The organism is Mariniphaga anaerophila (assembly GCF_900129025.1).
GTDB lineage: Bacteria > Bacteroidota > Bacteroidia > Bacteroidales > Prolixibacteraceae > Mariniphaga > Mariniphaga anaerophila.
Genome location: NZ_FQUM01000004.1, coordinates 22,184 through 34,038 on the forward strand (window position 1 = coordinate 22,184; position 11,855 = coordinate 34,038).

General features: G+C 42.3%; 11 protein-coding genes. 4 read left to right on the forward strand and 7 right to left on the reverse strand.

Annotated elements, in window-relative coordinates; all coding sequences use genetic code 11:
- Window positions 1-42: 42 nt before the first annotated feature.
- Complete coding sequence (locus tag BUB08_RS08790; RefSeq protein ID WP_073000942.1) at window positions 43-795, forward strand: hypothetical protein; 753 nt, start codon at window positions 43-45, stop codon at window positions 793-795.
- 159 nt (window positions 796-954) lie between these two features.
- Here BUB08_RS08790 and BUB08_RS08795 read toward each other — a convergent pair whose 3' ends face one another.
- On the reverse strand, window positions 955-2,958 hold the full coding sequence (locus BUB08_RS08795; protein ID WP_073000944.1) for a DUF3078 domain-containing protein: 2,004 nt from the start codon (window positions 2,956-2,958) through the stop codon (window positions 955-957).
- A 218-nt stretch (window positions 2,959-3,176) separates the two neighbouring features.
- Window positions 3,177-3,797: a lactate utilization protein gene (locus BUB08_RS08800; RefSeq protein ID WP_175549979.1), complete on the reverse strand. Its 621-nt coding sequence runs from the start codon at window positions 3,795-3,797 to the stop codon at window positions 3,177-3,179.
- A gap of 446 nt (window positions 3,798-4,243) precedes the next feature.
- Between BUB08_RS08800 and BUB08_RS08805 the strand changes: the two genes are divergently transcribed.
- The 3 genes from BUB08_RS08805 (at window position 4,244) to BUB08_RS08815 (ending at window position 7,202) form a co-directional block, all read left to right on the forward strand.
- Entirely contained in the window at window positions 4,244-4,834 is a 591-nt protein-coding gene (locus BUB08_RS08805; protein ID WP_139249657.1) for a hypothetical protein, read from the forward strand.
- 297 nt (window positions 4,835-5,131) lie between these two features.
- On the forward strand, window positions 5,132-6,499 hold the full coding sequence (locus BUB08_RS08810) for a citrate synthase (RefSeq protein WP_073000950.1): 1,368 nt from the start codon (window positions 5,132-5,134) through the stop codon (window positions 6,497-6,499).
- A 271-nt stretch (window positions 6,500-6,770) separates the two neighbouring features.
- Complete coding sequence (locus BUB08_RS08815) at window positions 6,771-7,202, forward strand: hypothetical protein (RefSeq protein ID WP_073000952.1); 432 nt, start codon at window positions 6,771-6,773, stop codon at window positions 7,200-7,202.
- Between the two features lie 91 nt (window positions 7,203-7,293).
- Here BUB08_RS08815 and BUB08_RS08820 read toward each other — a convergent pair whose 3' ends face one another.
- The 5 genes from BUB08_RS08820 to ilvN form a co-directional block, all read right to left on the reverse strand.
- The gene (locus tag BUB08_RS08820) at window positions 7,294-7,869 is read right to left on the reverse strand and encodes a DUF1349 domain-containing protein (RefSeq protein ID WP_073000953.1); all 576 of its coding nucleotides are present in this window, start codon (window positions 7,867-7,869) and stop codon (window positions 7,294-7,296) included.
- A 9-nt stretch (window positions 7,870-7,878) separates the two neighbouring features.
- Window positions 7,879-8,490 (reverse strand): NanQ anomerase/TabA/YiaL family protein, encoded by a 612-nt coding sequence (locus BUB08_RS08825; RefSeq protein WP_073000955.1) that lies wholly within the window; start codon window positions 8,488-8,490, stop codon window positions 7,879-7,881.
- 65 nt (window positions 8,491-8,555) lie between these two features.
- Window positions 8,556-9,842, reverse strand: coding sequence for a glucosidase family protein (locus BUB08_RS08830; RefSeq protein WP_073001646.1), 1,287 nt, complete (start codon window positions 9,840-9,842; stop codon window positions 8,556-8,558).
- Window positions 9,843-10,090: 248 nt separating this feature from the next.
- Window positions 10,091-11,137: a ketol-acid reductoisomerase gene (gene ilvC / locus BUB08_RS08835; RefSeq protein ID WP_073000956.1), complete on the reverse strand. Its 1,047-nt coding sequence runs from the start codon at window positions 11,135-11,137 to the stop codon at window positions 10,091-10,093.
- A gap of 87 nt (window positions 11,138-11,224) precedes the next feature.
- Complete coding sequence (gene ilvN, locus BUB08_RS08840; RefSeq protein ID WP_083570708.1) at window positions 11,225-11,767, reverse strand: acetolactate synthase small subunit; 543 nt, start codon at window positions 11,765-11,767, stop codon at window positions 11,225-11,227.
- Between the last annotated feature and the right edge of the window lie 88 nt (window positions 11,768-11,855).

Below are 11,855 nucleotides of genomic sequence, written 5' to 3' on the forward strand. Positions count from 1 at the left end.
GCATTAGTAAAAAACAGCAACTGCTACAATAATATTTTATTTATGAATACTCAAAAACATCGCCTGGTCGTTTTTTCAGGGCCTTCGTGTGTCGGGAAAAGCCCGCTGGCAAAAGCACTGGCAAAATTTTACCCGGAACTGCACCGGGGCATGCGGCCATTAGTACTGTACAACAGCCGGGCTGCCCGTCCGGGTGAAACCAACGGCAAAGACTACCATTTCCGTCCCCGGACAGAAATTGAACAAATGAGAAACCTCGACCACTTTATAGTAATGGATGTTCGTGGCGATTTACAGGCACTCGACCTCCGGGAACTTGCAGAGAACCTAAAGCAGAGCGATGTGCTTTTTGAAGGCAATCCGTTTGTGGGAAAAGCATTGTTAACGCATCCGTTGTTGGAAGGAACCAACCGCCTGAGCATTTTTATGTCGCCCCTTTCCGGAGAAGAGCTTGCCTTTTTGAAGTCGGTAACTCCGGCAGTTTCGTTATCGGACTTTACAACCGATGTGATGCGCAGAAAACTGCTTCGCCGGACGCGCAAACAAAAAGGAGAGCTTTCAATAAAAGACCTGGAAAATATTGAAAAAAGGGCTTCGAGTGCTTTTTCCGAATTGCAGGACGCACATTACTTCCGGCACATTATAGCCAACCACGATGGCGAAGACAGCGACAACTGGGACGCTTTTTACTATCCGATTGGCGATGCCCGAAAGGCTCTGCTCTCTTTTGCCAAATTGCTTAAAGGCGAAAATCCGGAAAGTGTCGAAAATTGGGAAAAATCATTATTGGAATAAACAGACAGGAATAAATGAAACAAGGTTATCCAACCAAAAAAGAATCAACTGAGTTTCATTTCCAGACATCGTAAACCGACTAATTTTTCGTCACAAAAAAACCGGATAAATCGCAACTCGACTTATCCGGTTTTTTTTTTATCAAAAGGAAATATACTTCTAATGTTTTCTTCGGGTGCGGGTAACCTGCTTACTTAGTTTGTAAGTAAAACCAACCGTAATAAACTCCCTGATTTGCAACTTTGGCTTTGGAGCCAAAGGATTTCCGTTGGCATCTTCCGCCGGAAACAACACCTTTTCATCGTATATAAAATGAACCAGCATGCGCATGTTAATGTGGTCGGTCAACTGCATTACCAACTGGTTTTCCCAGTTAAAATCCAGGTTGCCAAACGGGTGGAGATAATTGATAAACATTTTGTACTTGGTTTCATAAGTAATTTCGGGCGTAATATTCTTTCGCCAGAAGATATCTGTATTCAACCCCGGCTCCCAGTAGCTGCGTTTGCCTTCGTCGATTCCGTATTTTGTCTGGTCAATTTTAACCGTATCTTTCACAAACACATTTTTTGCGGTAAGTGGCGAAAGCAGCAAACTAAAGTTGTTGTTGGGTTTATAGTCGAGCCCCAGCTTAAAAAATGTCCGGGCAGGCGCCATAAAAGCAGAAATAGGATCCGGATTAGCCGACGTGGGGTATTTGTACCCGTTGAAAAACTGTGTTTCAAAGTTAAACTCAGTACTGTAATACCACTTTTTAAAAGCGCTTACACCAAAACGCGAAGTTATTTCAAACTTATCGTCATTCTTCTGTGTTTCGGCTCCTTCTCCACCGGGTCTGATGTAACCGTTGCGTATCTCACCCGAGTTCTCCCACTTTACTTTTCCATCGTGCCGCGCATAGTTGGCGTACCCCTTCAAAATAATCTGAAGCGAAAGGGCGCTCTGTCCGCCTTTTTTCCAATTTTCGAGGTAGGTTTGCGTAAATCCCACCGAGCCGTCGCCCCCAATCCTCCACGGAGTAAGCACCTGGTATTTTTCCTTCACTCCTGTCAGGCCCGAAACACCACGGTTCAGCGTACTGAAATCAAACCCTTTTGTTTCCCTCGGTTTAAACCGGCTGAATGTCACACCATCATCAATAAGCAGTTGCATCGTACGCTTATCCACACTTTTTACCATCAGCCTCAACGAATCGTTTTGTTCATTTTTCAGCCACACCCGCGAGAAATAAGGGCTGGAGTTCCGAAGCAGAATTGATGACTCTTCGCCCAACAGGTTAGTCATTGAAACCCTTGTTGTATCCACAAAGTCGGCATATTCAGCCAGCTCACCAACTACCATCGCTATGGAATCGTTCACCGCTGCCATTACTGCATCGTTATAAATTCTCAACACCTGGTAGTTATTGAAATTGACCGAATCGACAAGGCGCTGTTTCTGCCAGGCAAATTCTTCCTGATAGCGTCTGTTCCGGTAATCCTGAACAATAGAATCGCGGTAAACATTCACCACCGAATCGTTGTAAGCCATCCGTTGTTGTTCAATTAAGCTTTGTTTTAGGCTGTCGAGTTTCAAAAACCGCCTGAAATCGGTTGGCGACTGCATCAGCGAATCAGGAATTACATCGGGCAACTGCAGGCTGTCGGGCAACTGAAAAACACCCTGTTCCATCAAACGCGCACCTTCACCCGGAGGAATTGCGCCGGCTTTCTCTTCAATACCCATAATCAGGTCAACAGGCACGGTAATCTCTTCGCTAAAAAATTTATTTTTGAGATGAGCATCTACTGTTTGGAGCCTTTTTTGAACTTCGCCCTCGGGTAAATATCCCGGAACAGAGAGGCTGTCGGGAACATCCTCCGGCAACCGGAAGACAAACGTATGCGAACTGTCTCTGAGTGATTCATCCAATGAACTCAATATGGAATCGAGGGGTTCCTTTTCAATAAAATGAATTAATCCCTTCACCTTTTCTCCTGTCTCCGGATGTGAAATATGCCAGGTTTTATCCTGCCCAAAATACCTTTCGAGTATTTGTATTCCCATTTCGAGTGACCGGGTATTGTCCTCTTCCCTGTTCAGGCTCTGAGACAATGCAGGATTGCCGTAGGCGAACAAAAAGGAAAGGAACAAAACAAGAAGTTTACTTTTTCCTGAAAACATAGTTTAAAGTTTTTTACAGCTTTTTGACTAAACGCAAAAATAACATTTATGTTATCCACAAAAAAAAATTCAAATTCAAAAGTGCATATTTAACCTTTCGGTTATTTAATGCAGCTTTGCCGATATTTTTTGTTGGGCATTTCTGCTCCTCCAAAAAACAGACCGTTGTTTCAAAACAGGCTGCCTCAGATTTTTCTCATTTCAAGATGAACATTATTTCAAAAACCGTAGTTACCTTCAACCAAAAGCACTTTTATACGCTGAGCATCGAACTGCCCCTGAATTACTGTGTAATAATTACAAATTTTCTCCGACGATTTACAATCCATGCAACGACCGGTTTTCACACAAGGCGTTTTTTTGTTTAGCCGCCGCGCATCAATCGGTGCTGCAATATTTTTAATGCGTTCGATTGCCGCCACGTCATTCTCCACAATTTTGTTGGTGCTACAAACAAGAAACACGCGTTTAGGGCCGAATATTATTGGCGCTACCCTGCTACCATTACCATCCAAATTAAAAATTTTTCCTTCGAGGGAAAGCGCATTTACTCCACTAAAAAAAATATCTGCAAAAAAATTGTCCCGGTAAAGTTTTTCCTTTTCATCCTTTGTAATGTCTGTTTTGTACTTGTCGAGAAACCGAATATCACTATTTCTCAGAAGTGAATAAACTCCTAATTGCTCAAGCGTTTTTGAATCACCTACACCTACAGTGCCTCCCGGCTTTAGAACATCAGATATAAAATCTGCCAGCTGCCCGGTGGAACAAAAACACATCAACTCTATACGGTTTTTCTTCAGCGACTTTTTCAACTGTTCTATTTTCTCTGCACTCATATCAAACATTCTTTAGTACAACGCCTGGTCAGGACTTACACTTCGCAAACACACCGGGAAGACGACTAGTTTCAATAAACGTTTACAGAAGTAGAGTCTGCAACAGTTCTAAACCCCATGAGCCGGTGTGCTGCAAAAATAAGTATATTCAAGACGATAGCCAATCATTGCTTTACGTAGAAAAATGCTCCTCTTTGGCATTATTCGCTATTTCAACGTTCAATTGCTGATTGCTTCCAATTAACCGAAACTCAGATCTGTTTAACAAAACAAATTATTTACAAAGGTTGATGCGACACAGATAAACGACGATTTTTGAAACGACAGATAGTCTGTTCTCTTTCGACAAAAATTACGAAATTCATAATAAATCGTTCTAAATTCCAAAGTATGTATACTTTAATAAGAAAAAATAAGTTCTTTAAACAAAATTATATTCGACAACTATGAAATCGCTACTAATAATCGTTGCTGTCTGCATCTTTTCATATACGGCAGTAAGTCAAAGTGCCCAGAACGGAGTGGAGACGAAAATCACAAAAATAAATGCTCTGTACCCTTCGTTCGAGCAGGAGTTTCGGGTCTCTCCGCAAACCACATGGGGATATCGCGCAGGATTAAATACCTTTTTGGAGTATGGCAACTCCAGGTATTATAGTCTATACGACAACCACACACAGACAAAAACCAGGTATTTTGAGTTCATCCCGACAGCAGAAATTTATTACCGGTGGTATTATCGAATATTGAAACGCCAGGAAAAAGGGAAGAAAACAATCAATAACAGTTCGGGGTATTTTTTTGCAGGCGCCGAAATTATGACTCCCGGAATAAAAGTACAAACAGTTAATAACGAAGGGCTAAACGAAGTTTTATCGGGAGTTTATGCGGGATGGGGATTCAGAAAGACATTCGGGAGCAGGGTTGCTTTCGACTTTAACATACGTTATGCGGTACTCATGCAGAATGTCGACAAAGTGGATTTCACCAACATTATTCCCGGCATCAGGCTTGGTTATATCCTAAACAAAAAATAAAATGTAGAGCCAATAAACAACAGAAGGCAGGCCTGCGCAAAAAGTTACTCTAAAATTTCTTTTGTTAAATTACGATTCCAACTCCTCAACAGATTGCCAAATACCGGGAGCTGTATTTCTACACAGACACAAAGCCAGTCGCCTCCATTGCAGTTTTCCGTGTGAAATGCTTTTTCGCTTCATGACTTTTGTCATATATATTAAATCTTCACATATGTGCGTTAATTTCTTTCTATTTTAAATCAGAACGGCCATTTTAAAAGTAATTTTGAACCGGATAACCATCAAAAATTTATTATGAGCAAGTCAGGAATACCATCAGTTGTGAAGAATTTATCCGAATCAGTTGAGAAAGCTTCAAAGATAGACCCTACCCTTTTTGAAAAGTTTAATGTAAAACGCGGCCTACGTAATGCAGACCACTCTGGGGTTTTGGTTGGCCTCACCAATATCGGCGATGTTGTGGGGTACAAAAAGGAAGGAGATGTATTAGTTCCCACCGAAGGAAAACTTTTTTACCGGGGAATTGACGTGGAAGAGCTGGTGAATGGGGCAACAGAACAGAAGCGCCACGGATTTGACGAGGTGACCTACCTGCTGCTGTCCGGGAAATTACCCTCGGGAAATGAGTTGGGCAGTTTTATGGAATACATGGGTGCACTGCGTAAACTTCCGGATGGATTCACAAACAGCATGATACTCGCCAACAAGGGTGAAAACATCATGAATATTCTGGCCAGAACTGTTCTAGCATTATACACCCTTGACGATAACGCAGAAGACATTTCTACCGGAAACCTGGTTGATCAGTCGCTGAACCTGATCGCAAAATTCCCTACCATTATTGCGTACTCGTACCATTCCATGCGCCATTTTTACCAGAACAAAACATTATCAATACGCCATCCCAACCCTGACTTAAGCACGGCAGAAAATTTTCTGATGATGATGAAAGGGGAAGGAAAATACACCCGTCTGGAAGCCGACATTCTCGACCTCGCGCTCATTCTGCACGCTGAGCACGGTGGCGGTAACAACTCAACATTTACCATCAGGGTTACCAGTTCAACCCACACCGACACCTATTCGGCAGTTGCGTCGGCGCTGGGCTCCCTTAAAGGGCCATTGCACGGTGGAGCCAACCACAAAGTGCTGTGCATGATGGACAACATAAAAAAGAATGTGAAACACTGGGACGACAAACAAGAGGTTTCCGATTACCTCATTAAAATACTGAATAAACAGGCCAACGATTTATCCGGAAAAATTTACGGTATCGGGCATGCTGTTTACACCATTTCAGACCCGAGAGCAAAACTGTTGAAAAAGCAGGCCCGGGAACTGGCAAAGGAAAAAGGACGGCTTGAAGAATACGAGCTGTACGAAATGATAGAAAACCTTGCACCCCAGATTTTTTATGATTACAAGGGTGACAAAGTAGCCAAACGTGTATGTGCCAACGTCGATTTCTATTCCGGATTTGTTTACAACTGCATTGGCATAAAAGAACCATTATACACGCCGTTATTTGCGATGTCAAGAATTTCGGGGTGGTGTGCACACCGTCTGGAAGAACTCACTTTCGGGTCAGGAAGAATTATTCGTCCGGCCTACAAAAATGTTTTTCCGTTGCAAAACTACATCTCGTTGGATGACCGGAATTAATTGCTGATAACTAATATCGTTCTGAAAATTTCCGACAAAGAAACACAGTCCCGGGAAACAGGTTCCTCCTGATTTTTCCGGGACTGTGTTTCTTACAGAACATAACACTGATACTTAAAAACGCTGAAGGGGTAAAAGGCTTTTGTAGCTATCAAAAAGAAAGTGGTAATCTCCTGAATTTCATCCTCATTTTTTATTTCCTAAAAAAAATTTTTACTACCTTGAAGCCGAATTACAGAAAGGAGTGTTGATAAATCTTAGCTTTTAATTTATGGAAACTTTTGTCAAGTTAATCCACCAGGCAAACATGACATTTCTTCCAACCAAACTTCCGGTCCAGTTTTACGGCTTGCCAGACGGGAAAGTCTATCTGATTTTCTCCCGATTTTACGGTGTTAAATACAACAGAACCGACGTTGAGTATGTGTTGGCAGAGCATAAAGAGTTTTCGTTTGATTACGAAAAAAACAGGTTGATTCCGCTAAACAGCAGCAGAAAAAACACTCCTGTATACAACGAAATGGTAGACAAGCCGGATCCTAAAATCAAAATTCTGAAAATATATCGAAATTTTACATCGCTTGGCCAGGCATCTATATTGCTCAACGAAAAGGCAAAAAAAATGCTGGAACATATCGATGACCAGGAGAAAAGCACAGTTTGTGAAATTTCTTCTGATTCCAAAGAACTGGCCTCTGCCTGATCTTTCGCACCATCAATTTCTCATTCGAATAGCACTCCTCCACCCTTTTCTGCAGAAGGCTGTTTTTAGGCACACAAAAAACCAGTGTTTATCAATGCTCCACCCAGGCGCACGGCCCCATTTTAAAATTAGAAAAAGCAGCTTCGAAACTTGAGTCCAGAGGGCTGCAGGCATAAATACCAACTCCGGCATTCTGAACCGATTTGTGCAGATGCGCAATTCGCATTTGCCTAAACGCTTCACTCTGTGCGGCATTTTCCACTAAAATATCCTGTCCTCTAAGGCTGAGCCGATAATTCATTTTATGCACAGGAAACGGGATGTCGGTGGTCGCCCAATCCGAAAATCCCAGATTGGTAACAACCGACCCCAGCCGCGCAAACTGTTCATTCTCGTGCTCTATTGAAACTTTCACCCAGTTTTCGTCATCGATATAAAGCAGCACACCACACTGGTCGTAACGATTTCGGGTGTTAAACGCAGTTTTTACGCTGAACGTAAAATCGCCTGTAATTTTTGTCAGCCACGCCGGAGCATTGGAATTGCTAAATTCGTAATATGTGCGTTGCCAAAAATCTGTTTCAGAATCGGTCTGAACGGTCAGAATCCCTTCATTTAACTCATATTTTCGGGGTGGATTAATCCAGTAAAAATGGTCGGGATTCATTGCTACAGTTTAGTTAATTCTGACTTTCACCACAATCTTCCTGATGGTTTCATTATCGCCGGCTTTTACCGTAGGACGGTGTGCATCATCAGGGAAAAACAGAAAAAACACCCCGGGCTTAGCAATCCGGTAGTTCTCGTCATCTGCAGTTAAAAACATAATGTCTTTTTCGTCGTCGTAGGGTGTTACAACGGTTGTTTTATCCAATGGCAAAACGCCAATTTTTTCCTGCCCGGAAACGAGGTACTGAATATCTGCGTATTTTTTATGCGCCTCAAACAAAACATCTTCCTCATTTCTGGAAACATATTCGTCAACATTTACAAATAAATCAGCGCCTTCCAGTTCATACCGTCCTTTATCCAACTCTGCCAGGTTTTGCTCACTCAAAAACCGAAATGCTTTATCCCAGCGTTCCTGGTTTTCAAAGTACAAACGGGCAAACTCTTTCTGGTTCACCGACTCATCCGGACTGGCGCTCCATCCCTGTTTCCACTCACCTTTACCAAACCATTCGCCAAGTTCTTTATCGCTCCATCCGTCCGGATTTTTTCCTGACTTGGAATTACATGCTACCACCATAATACCTATCGTAAAAATTAAAATTAATTGGGTTTTCATTAGTTTTAGTTTGTTATTGTTAAAAATGAAATCAAATATCGTGATTTATTTTTACTCCGTCCCTTCTAATTTTGATTTTGTGCCCACTCCCTAAACATTTCAATTGCTTTGGCAAGCACCCCTGCCGAGCCGCGGAATGTACCCGATCCCTTCGGTTCGTTATTAACAGTGTACCATTCATAAAAGCCATCATTTTCCTTCACACGCTTTACCATGGGCTGCATTAGTTCGTATGCTTCTTCGATAAATCCGTTTTTAATGAGCTGCTGAATGGTGCGGCCGCCAAACCAGGTCCAATCGCCGCCATTTTGATATCCGTACGGGTACATAATTTCATTTTTGAAGAAGCCTTCGGGATAAGGCGGGTACATGGTTAGTCCGATGGAGGCAGCTCCTGATGCTTTTACGTTTTCCTTCATTTTTTCGACAGAAGCTTTAATCTCGTCTTTCGAAAGCAATCCTGCTTCAATGGCGATGGTTGTTCCTCCATGATAAAAAATTTCGTCCTCATTAAAGTCTTCCGGAAAAGGAGAACCATTGAGGTAAATGTGCGGAATGAATTTCTGACGGGTTTCATCCCAAAGATGCTTCCTGCAATTTTCTGAAACCTGCCGGTGTACCTGCTGCCACTTTCCCTTTTTTTCGGGAAGAAGCTCCATCAGGTTATCGAGGGCAACCAAAAACATAGCATTATCGTAGATATCAATCGCATAATGCGTGTGTTCATTCAGGTAAACACCCCAGTCGTGCTCAGGCTGTACATCACCCCAGTCGGCGGTAGTGGCACCCCACAGCAACCCGTATTCTTTTTGGAAGCGGTGTTCCATCAAAAAATCCATTGCCCATTCCATTCGAACGGCCACTGTTTTATCTCCTACCCTTTTCTCTAATATAGAATTATCGCCGGTGGCCTGCACATATTTATAAACCGTCTGAATCAGCGACGATTCCTGATCGGTTTCCACGGTATTTTTATGTCCGGCATAGCGCGGTTCCAAATCTGAAAAAATATAATCGTATCCACTGCCTGCTTTGTCTGCCGGAATAAATCCATCTATGATGTTGCCATCGTTTCCCTGCATTCTGAAAAACACCAGCAGGTTTTCCCGCAGCACCTCCAGATTAAAAACTTCAGCCGAGAGCTCTATAAAAGTATTGTAATCGCGAATCCAGACTTCTCCGTACCCGTCGCCTGCATTAAATCCCGTTTGCACAATTTCAAGCGCTTTTTCTTTCACAAACGGGAAATACTCATTGGAAAGAATCTGCTTCCTCAGTTCTTCATTCTCATCAGTACGGGAAACACACGCCGAAATTCCGGCGATCAAAATCAGCAAAAACAAGTTTTTCATTTTGTCGGATTTAACATGGTGTATGCAAATAAAAGCTAAAACCTTCAGAAACAAAAATTGAATTGTTCTCCATTCAACAGGTTGTATGCAAAAACCTCATCAAAATAAAAGCAGTTCATTTGCATCCTCCACAAATAAGCACTGGTACTCCGGAAGTCCGCCAACAAAAAAGCCTGTCTCGGTTTCCCAAAACAGGCTTTATTATTTTTTTGTAAAGATATATTTTCAATATCCTTTCGGACTGAAAATTACTTACCCGGACGAAGTTTTCTTACTGCTGCGCCGGCCTGCCACAATTCAGATTCGCGCATTTCGGTAAGCTCTGCATTCAGGCTGACTTTATAATCAGCTCCTGAAGTAGAATCCAACACACGTTTGGTTTCTGCTCCTGATTTTACGCTTTCATACAGGTCGTTAAATACCGGAAGTGTAGCTTCGCGGAATTTATGGCGCCAGTCGAGGGCACCACGCTGTGCAGTGGCGCTACAGTTGGCGTACATCCAGTCCATACCGTTCTGGTCAACCAAACGGATAAGGCTCTGTGTAAGCTCTTCCACAGTTTCGTTAAATGCTTCAGACGGGCTGTGTCCGTTATCGCGCAGCACTTTGTACTGTGCTTCGATAATTCCTGCCAGCGCTCCCATCAAAACACCACGTTCGCCGGTAAGATCTGAAAATACTTCGTTTTCGAAAGTAGTTGGGAAAAGGTAACCTGATCCGATGGCAATTCCCAATGCAAGAGTACGTTCCTCTGCTTTTCCGGTGAAGTTCTGGAATACGGCGTAGCTTGAGTTAATACCGTGTCCTGCCAAAAAGTTAGTACGAACGCTGGCGCCTGAGCCTTTTGGCGCAACCATTATTACGTCGATGTTTTTCGGAGGAATAACACCTGTTTGCTCATTATAAGTAACTGAAAAACCATGAGAGAAGTACAATGCGTTTCCTTCATCCAGGCATGGTTTTAACTTAGGCCAAAGGATGCGCTGTGCTGCATCTGATACCAGGTACTGAATAATTGTACCTTTTTTTGCTGCTTCTTCAACAGGAAAAAGCGTTTCGCCGGGAACAAAACCATCGCGAACTGCTTTGTCCCAATCTTCTTTAAACTCAGGTGCTTGTCCGATAATGACATTAAACCCGTTGTCTTTCATATTCAGTGCCTGAGCCGGTCCCTGAACACCGTAGCCGATAATGGCAATTACTTCATCTTTTAATACTTCACGTGCTTTTTCTACAGGAAATTCTTCGCGGAGGACTACTTTTTCTGTTACTCCGCCAAAGTTAATTTGTGCCATAACTTTTTGATTATTGTTATAAATTCTAAACTTCTGATTTAAAACCGTGCAAATTTATCATTTTTTTGCCAGTTTTTGTTATGATTTTTAATCCATGCTTTCCAGCAAGGCGTCTCTCTCTTTTAAAAACTCCGAAAGCCGTTCTATGGGGTCGCGGGTAATTGCCACCCGACCCGAACGTATAAACTGCATTACCTTAAATTTGTTCAGCTCTTCGAACAACGCCTGGGTTTCTTCTTTGTGCCCGGTTTTCTCAATAACGATATAATCGCGGGTAATCTCCAGAATACGAGCGCCTGAGTTCCTAACCACTTTTTCAATGGTATCGTCCTCATAAACAGCTTCTGTAGGAACTTTATACAGTGCAATCTCCTGGTAAATCATCTCCTCGTTGGTGTGGTAGAATGCTTTCAGAACATCAATCTGTTTTTCGATTTGACGAACAATTTTCACTACCTGTTCTTTGGTCGATTTTACCACGATTGTAAATTTAAAAACCCCCTGAATAGCCGATTCTGAAACGGTTAAACTTTCAATGTTAACTTTTCGTCGGGTAAAAACAATGGTTATCCTGGTGAGTAAACCAATGTGGTTCTCCGAGTATACTGTTATGATGTGTTCTTTTTTCATCTGTATAAAATTTTTTGATTTCTGAATGTTCAAAAAATTTGAAGACATTCAGGAACTCACATAAATTTTAATCATTCCTGTTTGTGAA